Annotated in this window: 16 protein-coding genes; 6 read left to right on the forward strand and 10 right to left on the reverse strand. The window is 64.3% G+C overall.

The features are described from left to right. Nucleotide 1 precedes the first annotated feature (1 nt). On the reverse strand, nt 2-832 hold the full coding sequence (fdhD, locus tag F6X59_RS14775) for a formate dehydrogenase accessory sulfurtransferase FdhD (protein ID WP_152956844.1): 831 nt from the start codon (nt 830-832) through the stop codon (nt 2-4). Between the two features lie 178 nt (nt 833-1,010). Here fdhD and lysM point away from each other — a divergent pair, with 178 nt between their 5' ends. Continuing rightward, entirely contained in the window at nt 1,011-1,448 is a 438-nt protein-coding gene (gene lysM / locus F6X59_RS14780) for a peptidoglycan-binding protein LysM (protein ID WP_152956845.1), read from the forward strand. A 50-nt stretch (nt 1,449-1,498) separates the two neighbouring features. On the opposite strand, the gene yrfG is transcribed toward lysM, so the two are convergent. Then, nucleotides 1,499-2,161, reverse strand: a complete 663-nt coding sequence (gene yrfG, locus F6X59_RS14785) for a GMP/IMP nucleotidase (protein WP_152956846.1) — start codon at nt 2,159-2,161, stop codon at nt 1,499-1,501. A 64-nt stretch (nt 2,162-2,225) separates the two neighbouring features. On the opposite strand from yrfG, the gene nudE reads away from it, so the two are divergent. Both nudE and cysQ read left to right on the forward strand, forming a co-directional pair. Then, the gene (gene nudE, locus F6X59_RS14790; protein WP_152956847.1) at nt 2,226-2,792 is read left to right on the forward strand and encodes an ADP compounds hydrolase NudE; all 567 of its coding nucleotides are present in this window, start codon (nt 2,226-2,228) and stop codon (nt 2,790-2,792) included. Then, the gene (gene cysQ / locus F6X59_RS14795; protein ID WP_152956848.1) at nt 2,789-3,616 is read left to right on the forward strand and encodes a 3'(2'),5'-bisphosphate nucleotidase CysQ; all 828 of its coding nucleotides are present in this window, start codon (nt 2,789-2,791) and stop codon (nt 3,614-3,616) included. Before nudE ends, cysQ begins: the two co-directional genes overlap by 4 nt. Here the strand turns inward: cysQ and F6X59_RS14800 are convergent. The 5 genes from F6X59_RS14800 to rfbC are packed head-to-tail and all read right to left on the reverse strand — an operon-like array spanning nt 3,605 to nt 8,715. Then, the gene (locus F6X59_RS14800; RefSeq protein WP_152956849.1) at nt 3,605-4,060 is read right to left on the reverse strand and encodes a YiiD C-terminal domain-containing protein; all 456 of its coding nucleotides are present in this window, start codon (nt 4,058-4,060) and stop codon (nt 3,605-3,607) included. The two genes, cysQ and F6X59_RS14800, sit on opposite strands and share 12 nt — an antisense overlap. Next, a complete protein-coding gene (locus F6X59_RS14805) occupies nt 4,057-5,466 on the reverse strand; it encodes a sigma-54 dependent transcriptional regulator (protein ID WP_152956850.1) in 1,410 nt (469 codons plus the stop codon). The genes F6X59_RS14800 and F6X59_RS14805 overlap by 4 nt, the downstream gene beginning before the upstream one ends. Continuing rightward, the gene (locus F6X59_RS14810) at nt 5,463-7,277 is read right to left on the reverse strand and encodes an ATP-binding protein (protein ID WP_152956851.1); all 1,815 of its coding nucleotides are present in this window, start codon (nt 7,275-7,277) and stop codon (nt 5,463-5,465) included. The genes F6X59_RS14805 and F6X59_RS14810 overlap by 4 nt, the downstream gene beginning before the upstream one ends. Before the next feature lie 38 nt (nt 7,278-7,315). Continuing rightward, entirely contained in the window at nt 7,316-8,176 is an 861-nt protein-coding gene (rfbD, locus tag F6X59_RS14815) for a dTDP-4-dehydrorhamnose reductase (protein WP_152956852.1), read from the reverse strand. Then, nucleotides 8,173-8,715, reverse strand: coding sequence for a dTDP-4-dehydrorhamnose 3,5-epimerase (gene rfbC, locus F6X59_RS14820; RefSeq protein ID WP_152956853.1), 543 nt, complete (start codon nt 8,713-8,715; stop codon nt 8,173-8,175). The genes rfbD and rfbC overlap by 4 nt, the downstream gene beginning before the upstream one ends. 453 nt (nt 8,716-9,168) lie before the next feature. Between rfbC and aguA the strand changes: the two genes are divergently transcribed. From aguA to F6X59_RS14835, 3 genes are all read left to right on the forward strand, one after another. Beyond that, nucleotides 9,169-10,275 carry an agmatine deiminase gene (aguA, locus tag F6X59_RS14825; RefSeq protein ID WP_152956854.1) on the forward strand — a complete coding sequence of 369 codons (1,107 nt, stop codon included), beginning with the start codon at nt 9,169-9,171 and terminating at the stop codon, nt 10,273-10,275. A gap of 183 nt (nt 10,276-10,458) precedes the next feature. Next, nucleotides 10,459-10,656, forward strand: coding sequence for a hypothetical protein (locus F6X59_RS14830; RefSeq protein ID WP_152956855.1), 198 nt, complete (start codon nt 10,459-10,461; stop codon nt 10,654-10,656). A gap of 420 nt (nt 10,657-11,076) precedes the next feature. Continuing rightward, entirely contained in the window at nt 11,077-12,366 is a 1,290-nt protein-coding gene (locus F6X59_RS14835; protein WP_152956856.1) for an OprD family porin, read from the forward strand. A 30-nt stretch (nt 12,367-12,396) separates the two neighbouring features. Here F6X59_RS14835 and F6X59_RS14840 read toward each other — a convergent pair whose 3' ends face one another. The 3 genes from F6X59_RS14840 to F6X59_RS14850 form a co-directional block, all read right to left on the reverse strand. After that, nucleotides 12,397-14,067, reverse strand: a complete 1,671-nt coding sequence (locus tag F6X59_RS14840) for an FMN-binding glutamate synthase family protein (RefSeq protein ID WP_152956857.1) — start codon at nt 14,065-14,067, stop codon at nt 12,397-12,399. 102 nt (nt 14,068-14,169) lie between these two features. Further along, nucleotides 14,170-15,537: an ATP-binding protein gene (locus tag F6X59_RS14845; RefSeq protein ID WP_152956858.1), complete on the reverse strand. Its 1,368-nt coding sequence runs from the start codon at nt 15,535-15,537 to the stop codon at nt 14,170-14,172. Nucleotide 15,538: 1 nt separating this feature from the next. After that, nucleotides 15,539-16,258 (reverse strand): response regulator, encoded by a 720-nt coding sequence (locus F6X59_RS14850; protein ID WP_152956859.1) that lies wholly within the window; start codon nt 16,256-16,258, stop codon nt 15,539-15,541. Nucleotides 16,259-16,260 lie beyond the last annotated feature (2 nt).

Raw genomic sequence — 16,260 nt, forward strand, 5'->3', positions numbered from 1 at the left:
GTTACGACTCCGCCGCTGGGCTGTAGACCCGCGGTGCACTGTGTTTGGGCAGATGAATGAGGTTGAGGTTGTGCTTGCGCGCCCATTGCAGGGCCAGGCCGGTGGGCGCCGAGAGGCTGACCAGGGTCTGGATGCCGGCGCGCAGCACTTTCTGGATCAGCTCCAGGCTGCAGCGGCTGGTGACGATCGCCAGGCCGCCTTCGGTGCTGATGCCTTGGCGCAGCAGGGCGCCGATCAGCTTGTCGAGGGCGTTGTGCCGGCCGATGTCTTCGCGGCCCATCAGCAGTTCGCCCTGGGCGTTCATGAACAGCGCCGCGTGCACGGCACCGCAGTGCTGGCCCAGCGGCGTGAACGCATCGATGCGCTCGCGCAGGCCTGCCAGCCATTGCGCCGGCGGCAACGGAGCGCCCGGCAGAGCAGTCAGTTCCGGTAGCGCCTGTTCCAGGGCTTCCACCCCGCACAAGCCGCAGCCGCTGGTACCGGCCAACTGACGGCGCTGGTTCTTCAGGTTCCAGAACGCACGGCTGGAGATCTCCAGGTCGGCATACATCGCCGAGCCGCTGCCGGAAAGCTTCAGGTCATAGATCTCCGCAGTGCCTTCGACAATGCCGCTGCCGACGCTGAAACCGACCGCGAAGTCTTCCAGGTCGGTGGGGCTGACCAGCATCACCGCCTGGTTCAGGCCGTTGTAGGCAATGGCCAGGGCGACTTCTTCGGCCAGCGGCGTGCAGGCGCGTTGGCCGTCGCTGAGCTGGACGTAGTCGTAGGTGTTGCTGGCGGCGGGCAGGGCCAGAGGCATGGAGGCCGCGCAGACCGGAGGTTTGCTTTGCATCGGGAGGCTGACTACCGGCGGCTGTTTGATAGCATCAAGCCTAGGCTTGTGGGCCGGTCGCGTCTAATCGCTAGGGTCTATGCCTTGATAGACCGCGTCGATTGGTCGCAGTGGGGCGGGCGGGGCAATCATGGCCTAGACTCCTGGCTCCGAGGTTTACGTCAACAAGGAGCGCGTCATGAGCCTGTTCAGTTTCGTGAAGGAAGCCGGCGAGAAGTTGATCGACCTGCTGACTCCCGGCAATGCCAACGCCGAGGAGCAGTTGAAGAAACACGTGGAAAGTGTCGGCCTGGGCAACCCGAATATCTCGGCCACTGTAGAGGGTGACAAGGTCACTCTCAAGGGCGAGGTGGCCAGCCAGGAGGAGAAAGAGAAGATCATTCTTGCTGCGGGCAACATCGCCGGGGTGGCCAGCGTCGATGACCAGATCACCGTGACCGGGCCGGTCGTGGCGGCGGCCAGGTTCGTCACCGTGAAAAAAGGCGACACGCTGTCAGCGATTGCGGTGGTCGCGTATGGTAAGGCCGATTACAACAAGATCTTCGAGGCCAACAAGCCGATGCTCAAGCACCCGGACAAGATCTATCCGGGGCAGGTGCTGCGCATTCCTGACTGATCTCTATCTGCCGTCCCGGCCCTTTCGCGGGTTTACCCGCGAAGAGGCCCTTACAGGCCTACCAGCAAATCCCGGTAGTCCTCGACCGCCGCGAACTCCTCGGTATCGCGCGGCTGCGCCTTGCTGTCCGGCTGGCGTATTGCCAACAGATGCCCCACGCCAAACCGCCGCGCACTGCGCAGGATGGCCAAGGTGTCATCGATGAACAGGCTGCGCTGCGGATCAAAGCCGATATCCGCCTTCAAGGCATCCCAGAACTGCGGGTTCTCCTTTGGGAAACCGTAATCGTGCGAACTGATCAGCCGTTCGAAATACGGCGCCAGTTCCACCCGCTCCAGCTTCAGCGACAGTGAATCGCGGTGGGCATTGGTGATCATCACCACGCGCTTGCCGGCCTTGCGGATGGCCGCGAGGAAGGTGTCGGCATCGGGCCGCAGGGCGATCAGGTCGGCGATTTCGCGCTTGAGCTGGCGAATCGGCAGTTTCAGCTCGCGGCTCCAGAAGTCCAGGCAGTACCAGTTGAGTGTGCCGGCATTGCGCTCGAACAGTGGCTGCAGCTCCATTTCCGCCATGGCCCGGCTGACTCCATGCAGCTCGGCGTAGCGCTGGGGCAGGTGGTCGAGCCAGAAGCGGTTGTCGTAGTGCAGGTCGAGCAGGGTGCCGTCCATGTCCAGCAGGACGGTATCGATGGCAGACCAGGGAAGAACAGGCATGGGAAACTCTCGATCAGTCGGCAAGCCACGGTATAGTAACCCGTTCACGCCAAGGAGCCGCCCCATGCGCCAGAAACCCACCGTCCTCAGTCGCGAAATCGTCGCCAGCAGCCGCCTGTTCAGGGTCGAGGCCGTGCAGCTGCGCTTCAGCAATGGCAACGAGCGCACCTATGAGCGCCTGGTTGGCCGTGGCAACGGCTACGGCGCGGTGATGATCGTGGCCATGCTCGACGCCGAGCACGCGGTGCTGGTGGAGGAATACTGCGGCGGCACCGACGAATACGAGCTGTCGCTGCCCAAGGGCCTGATCGAGCCAGGTGAGGACGTGCTGGCCGCCGCCGACCGTGAGCTCAAGGAAGAAGCCGGCTTTGGCGCTCGCCAGCTGGAGCACCTGACCGAGCTGTCGCTGTCACCGGGCTACATGAGCCAGAAGATCCAGGTGGTACTGGCCAGCGACCTGTACGAGGAGCGCCTGGAGGGCGACGAGCCGGAGCCGATGCGGGTCGACAAGGTCAACCTGCGCGAACTTTCGGCCCTGGCCATGCACCCGCAGTTCACCGAGGGGCGGGCGTTGGCGGCGCTGTACCTGGCTCGTGACCTGTTGATCCAGCGGGGGCTGCTCGACGCATGAACGACCTGCAACTGATGCACCAAGTGGTCAAGCTCGCCCAGCAGGCCGGCGAGGCCATCCTGCCGTTCTGGCGCGCCGACGTGGCGGTGACCAACAAGGCCGACGATTCGCCGGTGACGGCTGCCGACCTGGCGGCGCATCGGGTCATTGCCGATGGCTTGCTGGCGCTGGCGCCGCAGATTCCGGTGCTCTCCGAAGAGGACTGCAATATCCCGCTGGCCGAGCGCCAGGGCTGGAGCCGCTGGTGGCTGGTTGACCCGCTCGACGGCACCAAGGAGTTCATCGCCGGCAGTGAGGAATTCACCGTCAACATCGCGCTGGTCGAGAACGGCGAGGTGGTGTTTGGCGTGGTGTCGATGCCGACCAACGGGCGCTGCTATTTCGGTGGCCGTGGCCTGGGTGCCTGGCGTGCTGAGGCTGGCGCCGAGGCTTCGCCCATTCAGGTCCGCAATGCGCCGCCTGCCGGTAGCCATTTCACCGTGGTGGCCAGCCGTCGTCATTCCAGCCCGCAACAGGAGGCGCTGCTGGCGGATCTGAGTGCTGCCGTCGGTGAGCTGGAGTTGGCGAATATCGGCAGCTCGCTGAAATTCTGCCTGCTGGCCGAAGGCAGCGCCGACTGCTATCCACGCCTGGCGCCGACTTCGCAATGGGATACGGCGGCGGCGCAGGGCGTGCTGGAAGGTGCCGGGGGCGAGGTGATTGGTCTGGATGGCCAGCCGTTCCGCTACCCGGCCCGTGAGTCGTTGCTCAATCCCTTCTTCCTGGCCCTGCCCGGTGCCGCCAGCTGGCGCCAGGCGCTGATCCAGCTCGCCTCAGCGATGTAACACATACTGCCCGCTGAAGGTGACGGCGGGCTCATCACTGCCAGCGTTGCTGACCGTGGTGACCAGCGTCAGCCGGGCCCGGCCACGGCGCTGGTACATCGTCAGGAACCGCTCCCAGGCCTTTTCGTCCGGTGCTGCGCAACGCGCCACCGCCGCGCCGGTCACCGGCAGCGGATAGCTGATCTGGCCTTCCTGGATGACGATATGCCCGTCATCGATGCCCAGATCGCGCAGGCGCAGGTGCAGCCAGCCCCAGCCCACCAGCACCGCGGCACAGTACAGGCTGCCGCCGAACATCGTGCTCTTGTGGTTGACGTTGGCCGCCAGCGGCAGTTGCAGGCGCAGGGTCTGGGCTTGCCAATCGATGACTTCCAGGCCCATTTCACGGGTCAGCGGAATGTCGCCGTGCAGCACGGACTGCAGGTATTGGCTATCGGAACTCATGGGCGGTTTTCCTCGTGGTCGTCGCTGCCGCTGGCACCGCCTTCAAAATGCAGGCCGTGCTTGCGCAGCTTGTCGTGCAGGGTCTTGCGCGGGATACCGAGGGCTTCGGCGAGGCTGCGCATGGAACTGTGGGGCTGGGCCAGTTCGGCGGCGATCAGCGAGCGTTCGAACCGCTCGACCTGCTCGCTGAGGTTGCCCAGCAGGATTGGCGCCGCAGTCGGTGCAGCAGCGGGTGCCTGCTCATCGAGGGCCAGCTCCAGGCCCAGGGCAAAACGTTCGGCAGCATTCTGCAGTTCGCGCACGTTGCCCGGCCAGTCATGGCGCAGCAGCATGGCCCGCTGGGCCGGTTGCAGGCTGTGGGGTGGCAGGCCATGGCGCTGGCTGGCGGCATCGGCGAAGTGCTGGAACAACACCAGGATGTCGTCCCCGCGTTCGCGCAAAGGGGGGATGCGCAGCGGTGCCACGTTCAGGCGGTAGTAGAGGTCGGCGCGAAAGCGCCCCTGGTCGGCAGAGGTGCGCAGGTCTTCCTTGGTGGCCGCGATGATGCGGATATCCAGCGGGATGAGCTGGTTGCCGCCGAGGCGCTCGACCACCCGCTCCTGCAGCAGGCGCAGCAGCTTCACCTGCACGTCCAGGCTCATGCTCTCGATCTCGTCGAGGAACAGCGTGCCGCCATTGGCGAACTCGAACTTGCCGATGCGGCGCTTCTGCGCACCGGTGAAGGCGCCCGGCTCGTGGCCGAACAGCTCGCTTTCGACCACCGACTCGGCCAGTGCACCGGCATTGATTGCTACGAACGGGCCCGCGCGACGGCTGGACAGGTCGTGCAGGGCGCGGGCGACCACCTCTTTGCCGGCGCCGGTTTCGCCGAGGATCAGCACATCGGCGCGGGTACCCGCCAGGGCGCCGATCTGTTCACGCAGGCGATGCATCGACGGTGAGTGGCCGACCAGGCGGGTGGCCAGTTGCTGACGGTCGCTCAGGGCCAGGCGCAGGCTGCGGTTGTCCAGCACCAGGCGGCGCAAGGCCAGGGCGCGGCGCACGCTGTCGAGCAGGGCGTCGCTGGCGAAGGGCTTTTCCAGGAAGTCGTAGGCGCCCGCGCGCATCGCCTGCACCGCCAGTGGCACATCGCCGTGGCCGGTGATCAGCAGCACCGGTAGCTCGCTGTCGCGGCCGTGCAACTGCTCCAGCAGTTGCAGGCCGTCGATGCCTGGCATGCGGATATCGCTGACCACCACGCCCGGCCAATCAGGCTCGATGCGCTCGGCCAGGCCTTGGGCATCTGCCAGGGCGGCGACCTTGAGCCCGGCCAGGTCGAGGGTCTGGCTCAGGGCCTGGCGCAGGTGTGGGTCGTCATCGACCAGGATCACCTGGGCCTGGCTGTCGATGTAAGGCTCGGTCGTCATGCCGAGGGGTCCTCCGAAGTGGGCAAAGTAGCGCCGGGTGCGGCCACGCGCAGTTGCAGGGTGAGCAGGGCGCCACCTTCAGGGTGGTTGGCCAGCAGCAGTTCACCGCCCAGGGCGCGCATCAGGCTTTCGCAGATGGCCAGGCCCAGGCCCAGGCCCTGGGTGCGGGTCTTGGTGGTGAAGAACGGCTCCTTGGCGTGCTCCAGGGCCTGGCGGCTGAAGCCCGGGCCGTTGTCGCGAATGTACAGGTAGACGTAGCCATCGCGCTGTTCGGCACTCAGCCACAGGCGCCGCGGGTTGGCCTTTTCCGTCAGGGCGTCGAGGGCGTTGGCCAGCAGGTTGCCAAGCACCTGGCGCAAGCGGGTTTCGCCGGCCTGCACCCACAGGGTGGCTTCGGGCAGGTCGCGGATCAGCTCCACGGCCATTGCCCGGCGGCGCTTGGCCAACAGGGCCAGCGCATCATCCAGCGCTGGCTGCAGGGCTACGCTTTCCGGGGCGTGGCGGTCGCGACGGGCAAAGGCGCGCAGGTGGGCGATGATCGAAGCCATGCGCCCGGTCAGTTCGCCAATCAGCTTGAGGTTGCCGCGGGCGTCCTCGGTGCGCTGGTGGTCGAGCAGGATTTCGGCGTTCTCGGCGTAGCTGCGGATCGCCGCCAGGGGCTGGTTGAGCTCGTGGCTGATGCTCGCCGACATGGTGCCTAGCACCGACAGCTTGCCGGCCTGGACCAGTTCGTCCTGGGCGCGCACCAGCTCCTGCTGGGCGTTCTCGCGCTCCAGTACGGCGCTCTTGAGCCGGGCATTGAGGCCTTCGAGGGCGGCGGTACGCTCGGCCACGCGTGACTCCAGCTCCTGGCGGCCACGGGCCTCGAAGTCGATGCGGTCGATGTAGTGGCGGCGCCGCTGCATCACCAGGCCGGCGAACAGCATCAGCACCAGCAGTGCGCCAGCGCCGATGGCCATTACGGTCTGCACCGAGCGATCGACCAGCGAGCGTGGGGCAAGGATGCTCACCTGCCAGCCGGTTTCCTTGATGTCGCGGGTCTGGGTGAGCCAGGCGTCCTGGTTGAGCATCAGTGGCTGCGGGGCCTGGGTCGGGTAGGGCTGGATAGCGATGATCGCCTGGCGCTCGGCGTCGGTCAGTTCACGGGTGGCACGAAAACGCCATTCGGGGCGCGAGGTGAGGATCACCACGCCGTTGTGGTCGGTCAGCAGCAATTGCTCGGGGGTACGGCCCCAGAGGGTTTCGGTGTGGTCCAGGTCGACCTTGACCACCAGCACACCGACGATGCGTTCGCGGTCGCGCACGGCGGCAGCGAAGAAGTAGCCGCGTTTGGCCGAGGTGGTGCCTTGGCCGAAGAAGCGACCCAGGTGGCCGGCCATGGCTTCGATGAAGTACGGGCGGAACGAGAAGTTACGGCCGACGAAGCTGTCCTGCTTGTCCCAATTGGAGGCGGCCAGGGTATTGCCGCTGACGTCCATCAGGTACATCACCTCGGCGCCGGTCTGTTGGACGATGTCCTTGAGCAGGCGGTTGGCATTGGTGACCGCTTCGAGGCGGAACGGGTCGGCCAGCACGCCGCGCAGTGCCGGCAGGTCGCCGAGGATCTGCGGCAGGGTTTCATAGCGGTGCAGGGTGCCGAGCAGGTTGGCGACGTACAGGTCGAGGGTCTGGCGGTTCTGCGAGGCCAGTTCGTCCTGGTAGTAGCGCTCGGCCAGATGGTGCAGTGGCCACAGCAGTGGTGCCAGGCACAGGGCCAGCAGGGCCAGGCTGCGCCAGCGGGGACGGCGAGGGGGCGTGGGTTTTGCAATCATCGCGTACATGCGCCAGAAGGGTCTGGCGCAATTATGCGCTACTTGAGGCAGTCGATCAGTGCCTGGTGCCAGTGCGGCAGGTGTACGTCCCACTCACGGGCCAGGCGCGAGCAGTCCAGGCGTGAGTTGGCCGGGCGGCGCGCTGGGGTCGGGTACTCGCTGGACGGGATCGGCAGCAGCTCGGCGCAGGGCAGGCCGCGCGCCTTGAGCTGCTCGCCGATGGCCTGGGCGAAGCCGAACCAGGAAGTTTCGCCTTGGGCGGTGAGGTGATAGGTGCCCCAGGCGCCGCGCCGCCCGGCTTGCCAGCGCTCGATCAGTTCCCGGGTGGCGACGGCGATGGTCGTGGCCCAGGTGGGGGCGCCGACCTGGTCGCTGACCACGCGCAGCTGCGGTTTTTCCTGCAGCAGGCGTTGCATGGTCAGCAGGAAGTTGCGCCCGTACAGCGAGTAGACCCAGCTGGTGCGCAAAATCAGGTGTTCACCATCCACTGCGGTGATGGCTTGCTCCCCGGCCAGTTTACTGCGGCCGTAGACCCCCAGCGGGTTGGGGTGGTCGAGCTCGGTGTAGGGCAAGGCCTTTTCGCCATCGAAGACATAGTCGGTGGAGTAGTGGATCAGCGGCGCACCCAGGCGCACCGCCTCTTCGGCCAGAACCCGTGGGCTTTCTGCATTGATCGCGAAGGCCAGGTCGGCTTCGCTTTCGGCCTGGTCCACCGCGGTATGGGCGGCGGCGTTGATGATCAGCTGCGGGGCAAGGCGTCGCAGTGGTTCGCGCAGCGCCTCGGGCCGTGCCATGTTCAGTTGATCGCGGCCAAGCAGATGCACTTCGCCAAGCCCGTTCAATTGCGCCTGCAGCGCCTGAGCGACCTGGCCATGGTGGCCACAGACGAGGATTTTCATGGGAACAGGTCCGCGTCTTTCAACCGCACGGCCGCCTGGTCCTTGGCCGACAGGGTCGGGTTCTCCACCCCCCAGTCGATGGCCAGGTCAGGGTCGTCCCAACGGATCGAGCGCTCGGCGGCAGGGTTGTAATAATCGGTGGTCTTGTACAGGAAGTCGGCTGTTTCGCTCAGCACCAGGAAGCCATGGGCGAACCCCGGTGGAATCCAGAACTGCAGGTGGTCGGTGGCGGTCAGGCGCCGGGCTACCCAGCGGCCGAAGTACGGCGAACTGCGGCGGATGTCCACGGCCACGTCCAGCACTTCGCCCTGCACCACGCGCACCAGTTTGCCCTGAGGGTTGTCGATCTGGTAATGCAGGCCGCGCAGCACGCCGCGCTGGGAGCGCGAATGGTTGTCCTGGACAAAATGGCCGTCAAACCCGGTCTGCTTCTTGAATTCGCGGGCATTGAAGCTTTCGAAGAAGAAGCCACGGCTGTCGCCGAAGACCTTTGGTTCGATGATGACTACGTCGGGTATCTCGGTCGCTATGATGTTCATGGAAATTCTTCGGTCAGTGTGCTGAAGGTCCGACCTTGAAAGGTCCGCTCTAAGTCCGCCGCCTTGGCAAACTGAGCCTAGATCGGCTGGCGGTGAGCCAGCACGAGCCCACCTGTCGATTTCATCTTTGCACCGGGTTATCGGCCACAAGCTCGGCTTTTCAAGCAGAAAGATGAAACAGGTTTCATCTTGAGGCTTTTTGGCATGCTGGTGCAGCCTGCGCCAAACAATTATATCGAACGTCGATACCCGATTGATCTTGGCTGACCACTTGTCGATTGATATCGGTCAAAAGTAGAAATTTATCAATCATTAATCGTATTTTAGGCTTCTAAAGTCGATATGTATCGGTTATAAATTAGCCAAATGCCGCCGGCATCCTGCACCGTCGGAAATGTCACATTCACTTGCTATCCATCGACCATCGGCCTAGTGCCTTTGCAGAGGTTACCCATGAAAACCCTCAATTCCACCCCCCGCGCCGACGGTTTCCACATGCCCGCCGAATGGGCGCCGCAAAGCCAGGTCTGGATGGTCTGGCCAGAGCGCTCGGACAACTGGCGCCTGGGCGGCAAACCAGCTCAGGCGGCCCATGTCACCCTGGCCAAGGCAATTGCCCGCTTCGAGCCGGTAACGGTAGCCGTTTCCGCCGGTCAGTACGAAAACGCCCGTCGTCAGCTCGACCTGCCGAACATTCGTGTGGTGGAAATCAGCAACGATGACGCCTGGGTGCGTGACACCGGCCCGACCTTCGTGATCAACGACCACGGTGAAGTGCGCGGTGTGGACTGGGGCTTCAACGCCTGGGGCGGCTTCGACGGTGGCCTGTATGCGCCGTGGAACCGCGATGAGGAACTGGCGGCCAAGGTGCTGGAAATGGAGCGCTGCCAGCGCTACCACACCGAAGGCTTCGTGCTGGAAGGCGGTTCGATCCATGTCGATGGTGAAGGCACCCTGATCACCACCGAAGAGTGCCTGCTCAACCGCAACCGCAACCCACACCTGAACCGCGAGCAGATCGAAGAGACCCTGCGCGAGCACTTGGCGGTGGAAACCATCGTCTGGTTGCCCGATGGCCTGTACAACGACGAAACCGACGGCCACGTCGACAACTTCTGCTGTTACGTAAGCCCGGGCGAAGTGTTACTGGCCTGGACGGATGATTCCAACGACCCCAACTACGCCCGTTGCCACGCCGCCTACGAGGTGCTGAAAAACACCCGTGATGCCAAAGGCCGCGAGTTTGTGGTGCACAAGATGCCGATCCCTGGTCCGCTGTTTGCCACAGAAGAAGAATGCGCCGGTGTCGATCAGGTGGCCGGCAGCCAGGAGCGCGACCCGTCGGTGCGCCTGGCCGGTTCGTACGTGAACTTCCTGATCGTCAACGGCGGCATCATTGCACCGAGCTTCAATGACCCGGCAGATGCGCAGGCCAGAGCGATTCTTGCCAAGGTCTTCCCGGACCACGAAGTGGTGATGATCCCGGGCCGTGAGCTGCTGCTTGGCGGTGGCAACATACATTGCCTGACCCAGCAGCAGCCGGCACCGTTCAAGCGCTGATAGCTGCCACACGAAAAAGCCCGTCAGATGACGGGTTTTTTTTGCTCCGACGATATCCGGAAGGCTGCGTGGCATACGTTTTGTATTGTTTTTCAGGGAGTTACCCAGGCAGGCCGGGCACACCGTCCTGTAACAATCAAGACGTAAATTAGCCGCTCACGGGCCCAGGGAGTACGTGTGGACATGAACGCAGCAAGTGAGACGGCTTTGCGCCCATCGGCAGTCAATCACCACTCGCTCAGGGTTGTGGCGCAGTGGTTGAAACACCATGGAGGCAAACGGGTCAGGACGACCGACCCACGACGTCTGCTTGACGGCCGCTATCCTCAAGGGCTGATCAGCGACGCTGAGCTGGATGCGCTGCTGGGGGTCTGGCACTGACCAGGGCAGGAGCCCGCCCCAAAAAAAACGCCACCGCTATTGCGGTGGCGTTTTCGTTTGTGGCCTGGCAAGCCGTTGCAAGGGTTCGCCGGGATTTGTCTGATAGGTCAAGAGGGCCAATCCTACAAAAGAGAAATTGCCTTTCGTATTGGCAAACCTGCATGGAAATGCACCAAGTCATTCCTCGAATTTGGTCATATCAACCTGCAATTCACGACTTTTTGACATTTGTAATCGCACACGGATAGGATTCGGCCAACGCTTGCTGGCCACCCATGGCCATGCTGCTGCGAAAAGCCCGCCATCCCATGATCGGCGGGCCTTTCAGTTCGGATCCGCATAGCGTCGAACCTACGAAGGGGCGTTGGTTCCTGGCGTAATAGTGCAAAGCGTTTTTGATTTGGAAATAAGGAAAACAACATGTTGAAAACCAGGATCAGCCTGGTCGCCCTGGCGATGATCGCCGCGACCCAGGCACAGGCCAACGATCAGGCCGACAGCAAGGGCTTCCTCGAGGACAGCCACGCCAACGTTCTGCTGCGCAATGCCTACATCAACCGTGACAAGAAGCACGGCAAGAACGATCAGAGCGAATGGGGCCAGGCGTTCATCGGCAAATTCTCCTCCGGCTTCACCCAAGGCACCGTAGGTGTGGGCGTTGACGCCTTTGGCCTGTATGCACTGCGCCTGGATGGTGGCAAAGGCCGTAATGGCGGGGCCGGCATCGACTTCTTCAAGCCAAGCGACACCGCGCCGACCAATTCGCCGCACAACCTGGCCCGCGGTGGCGCTGCCATCAAGTTCCGCGTCTCCAACACCGTGCTCAAGTACGGTGACATGATGCCTGAGCTGCCGGTTCTGCAGTACGACGACAGCCGCCTGCTGCCCGAGAGCTACACCGGTACCTTCATCACCTCCAAGGAGATCGAAGGCCTGGAGCTGAACGCCGGTCACTTCACCGAGCAAGCGCGCAAGAGCGCCGAAGGTCGTGACAGCGGCCACCTGAAGTCGATCGACGTATTCGGTGGCAGCTACAAGTTCACCGACAACTTCACCGCTTCCGCCTACACGTCGAACATCGAAGACGTGATGAAGAAGCACTACCTGGGCATGAACTACGTCTTCCCGATCGCGGCAGACCAGTCCCTGACCCTGGACTTCAACGGCTACAAGTCGGACATCAACAGCAAGTACGTCCAGAAAGCCGAACTGACCGGTGACGAAAACACCATCTGGAGCCTGGCGGCCACCTACGCCTTCGGCCCGCACTCGGTGACCCTGGCGCACCAGCGCAGCACCGGCAGCACCGGCTACAACTACGGCTGGTACCAGGACCGCGGTGGCGTGGGTGACGGTGGTTCGACCATCTACCTGGCCAACTCCTACTGGTCCGACTTCAACGCCGAAGACGAGCGCTCCTGGCAGCTCGCCTACGGCCTGGACTTCGGCGCCTTCGGCATGCCGGGCCTGACCTACAAGATCGCCTACGTGGCGGGTGACAACATCAACACCCACGGCTTCGGCGAAGGTAAAGAGCGCGAAATCTTCAACCAGCTGCGCTACGTCGTTCAGGACGGCCCGGCCAAGGACCTGTCGGTCAAGCTGCGTGGTTCCTGGCTGCGTACCAACAACGCGGTACAGCAGAACGGCTACAACGACGACGGCAACGAAGTCCGCGTATTCGTCGAGTACCCGATCAGCATCTTCTGATCCTGACCGAGCGTCCCGAACAGCCCCGGCTTATGCCGGGGCTGCTTCTTTGCGGTGCACCCTGGCCGATACCGGTGCGCCCGCTACCTCGCCTGTCTCCGGCGCAAAGCTGTCACTGCGCGCCATCCGCCACATCCGCGCATAGAACTCGCTTTCGATCGAGCCGCTGAGCAATTCGCCAGGCTTGAGGAATTGGTGCAGGTCGGAAAACAGGCTGATCTGGCTGGTGCTGATACGCCGCGCCAGGTGCTTGGGCTTGAGCTCCGACGGGTGCTCCAGCCCTGCGGCCGCGAGCATTTCGGCCAGGGCATGCAGCGTGTTGCGATGGAAGCTGGCCACCCGCTCGGCCTTGTCGGGTACGACCAGTGCACGCTGGCGCAGGGCGTCCTGCGTGGCGACGCCGGTCGGGCATTTGTTGGTGTGGCAGCTTTGCGACTGGATGCAGCCGATGGCGAACATGAAGCCACGGGCCGAGTTGACCCAGTCGGCGCCGATGGCCAGCACGCTGGCGATATCGAAGGCGCTGACGATCTTGCCCGCGGCGCCGATGCGGATGCTTGAGCGCAGGTTCAGGCCGACCAGGGTGTTGTGCACGAACATCAGGCCTTCGCGCATCGGCACGCCCATGTTGTCGCTGAACTCCCGAGGCGCCGCGCCGGTGCCGCCTTCCTTGCCGTCGACGACGATGAAGTCTGGGGTGATGCCGGTGACCAGCATGGCCTTGGCGATGCCCATGAACTCCCACGGGTGGCCCAGGCAGAACTTGAAGCCCACCGGCTTGCCGCCCGACAGCTCGCGCAGGCTGGCGACGAAGTGCAGCAGCTCCACCGGGGTGCGGAACGCACTGTGCGCGGCCGGCGAGATGCAGTCTTCGCCCACGCGCACACCGCGGGTGGCAGCGATTTCCGGGCTGACCTTGTGTGCCGGCAGAATCCCGCCATGGCCGGGCTTGGCGCCCTGGCTGAGCTTGATTTCGATCATCTTCACCTGCGGGCTGCGTGCCTGCTCGGCGAAGCGTTGCGCGTCGAAACCGCCGTCTTCGGTGCGGCAACCGAAGTAGCCGCTGCCGATTTCCCAGATCAGGTCGCCGCCATGCTCGCGGTGGTAAGGGCTGATGCTGCCCTCGCCGGTGTCATGGGCAAAGCGGCCAAGGCGTGCGCCCTGGTTGAGTGCGGCAATCGCGTTGGCACTGAGCGCGCCAAAACTCATGGCCGAGATGTTGAAGATCGACGCGGAGTAGGGCTGGCGGCATTGCGGCCCGCCGATGGCAATGCGCAATGATGCCGGGTCGGGTGTGGCGACCGGCAGCATCGAGTGGCTGATGAATTCGAAGCCAGGCTTGTAGGCATCGTTGAGCGTGCCGAAGGCTTTCTCGGCGCTCTCGTTCTTGGCCCGGGCATATACCAGCGAACGCTGCGAGCGGGAGAACGGCAGCTTGTCGTCGTCACCTTCGATCAGGTACTGGCGGATTTCGGGGCGGATGGTCTCGATCAGGTAGCGGATATTGCCCAGGATCGGGTAGTTGCGCCGCACCGCGTGGTGGCTTTGGCGCAGGTCGTTGAGGCCGACCAGGCTGAGCAGGGCGGTAACCACCGTCAGCGGCCAGAGCCAACTGTGCTGGGCAAGGAACGGGATACTGGCGAAGGTGAACAGCAGGCACAGGGCCAGGCAGGCATAACGGCTGGGGAGCGAGTCTTTCATGGGTCCATCGCAGGCTGGATGACGCGGCCTAGGATAGGCAAACCGCAGGTTCGGAAAACCTGGGGTTTTGGTAAAAGACTATTACCTGAACGCGGGGCTGGATCACCGAGGCAGCAGTACACTGACGCGCAAACCGCCGCCTTCACGATTGCGCAGCAGCAGTTCGCCGCCATGGCTGCTGGCGATGCGCTGGGCGATGCTCAGCCCCAGCCCATAGCCCCCGGACGCCTGGTTGCGCGAACCTTCGCCACGCACGAACGGATCGCTGATGGTGGCCAGCAGGCCCGGCGCGATGCCGGGGCCGCGGTCGTCGATATGGATGTACACGCCGGTGATGGCGGTTTCCAGGGTCACCGAAACCTCCCTGGCATAACGCAGGGCATTGACCACCAGGTTCTGCAGGCAGCGTTGCAGCAACAGGGCATCGACCCGCAGGCTGCCGCCCTTGCCGTGCACAGGCAAGGGCTCGGCACTGCTGGCAAGGTCGACGCACAGCCGCGCCACCAGCCGGTCGAGGTCGACCAGCTGGAGGTTCTGCTGTTCGCCAGCACGCAGGTAGTCGAGCACCTGGCCGATCATGTTGTCCATCTGGGTGATGTTCTGCCGCAGGCGTTCGCGCTGCTCGTCGTCTGGCAGCCGCTCCAGGCGCAGGCGCATGCGTGTCAGCGGGGTGCGCAGGTCGTGGGACACGGCAGCCAGGAAGTAGGCCTTGTCGTTGACCATGGCGATCAGGCGCTGTTGCATGGCGTTGAAGGCCAGCGCGGCCTGGCGCACTTCCTCGGGGCCGTCCAGGGCCAGTGCCGGCTGCTCGAGGTTGCTGCCCAGCCCGCGCGCCGCGTCGGCCAGGCGCCGCAACGGGCGCAGGCACAGGCGCACCGCGATCAGGCAGACCAGCAGCACGGCGACGATGCGCAGCGCATAGACCCGCAGCAGGTAGTCACTGATCAGCACCCACGCCGACTCGCCGCTCCAGCCTTGCAGTTCCTGGCCGTCGATGCTCAGCCAATGGCCGTCGGGCAACGGTACGGCGAACTGGATATGCGCCTGGGCCGTGCGCAGGCCGAACAGGCTGCGCCAGACGATCGGCTGGCCCTGTTCATCGGTCAGTTGCACCATCAGCAGGCGCACCTCCTGGGCATGGCCCAGTTCGTACTTGAGCGCCTGCTGCAGCAGCAGTTCGACGCGCCGGTGCCCGCGCCGCTGATCCTGCTGTTGCGTGGGTTCGCTTTCGGCGCAGCGCAGCTGATAGTGCACCGGCACCTGCAACTGTTCCGTGTGGCAGTCGGCCTGCGCAATCAGCGGGGCGCTGCGCGCGGCCATGAGCCGGATCGGTGCCTCGAGCACCTGGGCGAAACGCACATCGAACCAGATGCTGCTCGACATCAACTGGATCACCAGCGTGCCGCTGACCATGATCAGCAGCAGCTGGCCAAACAGCGTGCGCGGCCACAGGCGGCGGAGCCAACGCATTTCAGCCGCCTGCCTCGGCACGGGCGATGCTCAGCAGATAGCCTTCGTTGCGGATGGTCAGGATCTGGATGTCGCTGGCCGGCGCACGGCGCAGTTGCTGGCGCAGGCGGCTGATGCACATGTCCACCGAGCGGTCATCGGGGTGGTGATCGCGGCCAAACGCGCTGCGTGTCAGCTGATCGCGCGAGACCACACGGTTGTTGGCTTCCAGCAGTTCACGCAGCACCCGGTAATCGGAGCGGGGCAGGGTGAGGGTTGTGCCGTCGGGGCGGGTCAGCAGGCGCTTGACGTGATCGAGGCTGAACCCGGCGAAACGCTCGGCTGGGGCAGCGGCTGCTTCGGCCGGGGTATCCAGGCGTTGCGGGCGGCGCAGCACCGCCTTGATGCGGGCGATCAGTTCGCGCGGTTCGAATGGCTTGGCCAGGTAGTCGTCGGCGCCCACTTCCAGGCCGATGATGCGGTCCAGCGTACTGCCCTTGGCCGACAGCATGATCACCGCCAGGCCCGGCGTCGCTTGCAACTGGCGACAAAGGCTCAAGCCGTCCTCGCCAGGCAGCATCACGTCGAGCACCACCAGGTCGACCTTGCTCGCAGCCAGTTGCTCGCGCATGCCTTCACCGTCTGCTGCCGCCAGTACGGTGTAGCCGGCATCGGTAAGGTAATCACAAAGAAGTTCGCGGATCTCGTCGTCATCGTCGACAACCAGCAAGGTCGTGCTCATCG

The sequence above is a fragment of the Pseudomonas sp. MN1F genome (genome assembly GCF_009391885.1).
Taxonomy (GTDB): Bacteria; Pseudomonadota; Gammaproteobacteria; order Pseudomonadales; family Pseudomonadaceae; genus Aquipseudomonas.